1 protein-coding gene is annotated in these 1,456 nt (G+C 71.8%); it reads left to right on the forward strand.

Going from position 1 to position 1,456, the window contains the following annotated elements:
• The first annotated feature begins 139 nt into the window (after positions 1 to 139).
• Positions 140 to 325 (forward strand): hypothetical protein, encoded by a 186-nt coding sequence (locus tag ACIG36_RS32345; protein ID WP_399935832.1) that lies wholly within the window; start codon positions 140 to 142, stop codon positions 323 to 325.
• Positions 326 to 1,456: the final 1,131 nt, after the last annotated feature.

The following is a 1,456-nucleotide window of genomic DNA, read 5'->3' on the forward strand; positions in this document are numbered from 1 at the left end:
CACCGGCGCGGGGGCCGTGCCCCGCCGGGGCCGGGCCGCCCGGGGGGGGGGTGGGCCGGGGGGGCCCCGGGCCCCCCCGCCCCGGGGCCGGGCGGGGGGGGGGGGGGCCGCCCCCCCCCCCCCGACGGTGGAGGAGGCGGTGGCCGGGGTGCTCGCGGCCCGGGCCGCGGAGGAGCGGTGGCTTCAGCTGCTCGGGGTGGCGCTGCGGGCGGAGAAGCAGGAGGGGGCGGGGGAGCGGGCGCTGTCGCGGCGCGCGGCGGCGGCCATGTCCCGGACGCTGGTCCGGCGGGCGCTGGGACTTCCCGAAAGCGGTGACGGGAAATAGCCTTCCCGAAACCGATTTCGGGAAACGCGGTGGGGGAATGCGGCCGGCGCGGTTTGGGCATTCTGCTGCGGGGCCCGGGGGTCCGCCGGTACGTTCTCTCTGGACGCATCGTCAGGGGCATTGGCTGGTGCGGGTTCCGGGGCTTTCCCGGTGCTCGTTACGGCGGGTGCCCCGCGAGGGCGCCCCGTAGGGAAGGGGGCTCGCATGGCCAAGCGTCCCGGCAGGACAAGGGAGGCCGGGCGCCGGCGACACCGGTGCCGATGCCGGTGCTGCGGCAGGGCGGACCGTTCCGTCTGCGGCAGCACCCTGGTCGGCCTGCTGAACACCGCATTGAACCTGGTCATCGCGATGATGGGCAGGTAGCTCCCCGGCCTGCTGAAGACAGGCCGGGGAGCCGCTGGGGGCCCGTCACACACCGTGCGGCGGGCTCTCGGCACGCGCATCGTCCCGCGTACCGAGGGCAGGTGACGGTTCGTCTTCGCATGTGCGTCGTCTGCGGATTCATTCTAGCTTCGGGTTCTGTCGGCGAAGACGTTTCCCGATTTTTCTTCCGCAGCATTTTTTCAAATCTCCTGCGGCATCTTTTTCAGGCTTCCGCCGTGAAGTTCAATTCTCGCTCCTCCGCGGATTCCCCCGGACATTTTCAAAGCTGATGCCGCCTCTCATAATTACCGGCACGATTCTTTCCTCGCGACTCTTCCCAGCGGCTTCTTCTGCTGCGTCGTGGAGGCGGGCCACTGCCCGACTTGCCCTTCCGGCGGCCGTCCGCCGCCGCGCGAGTCCGCCGGAACGGGCGTCCGGCCTGCGTGGCGCGCGCTGACAGTGCGCCGTCCCTGGGGTGTCGGGAAACCGGCGTACGGAACTTTTCCGGCGATGCGCCGGAAAAGCGACGCGCAGAACGGACCCGCGGGCGGCCGCTCGTCGGAGGGCCGGGGTGATCGGGTCCGGGCGGCCCGGAGAGGCCGCCAGCGGGCCGCACAGCGGTTCCGGCCCCCTGGCGGGGCCTCAGAATCGCGCCGCACGCTGGTTACTGACGGGTAGCCGGGTATTCTGCCTGGAATAACCGCCAACTCTCGGCGGGACGGATTCCGGCATGGACATGCCATGAATGGGGCGGACGGATGAGCGAGC

The organism is Streptomyces sp. NPDC053048, from assembly GCF_044547045.1.
GTDB lineage: Bacteria > Actinomycetota > Actinomycetes > Streptomycetales > Streptomycetaceae > Streptomyces.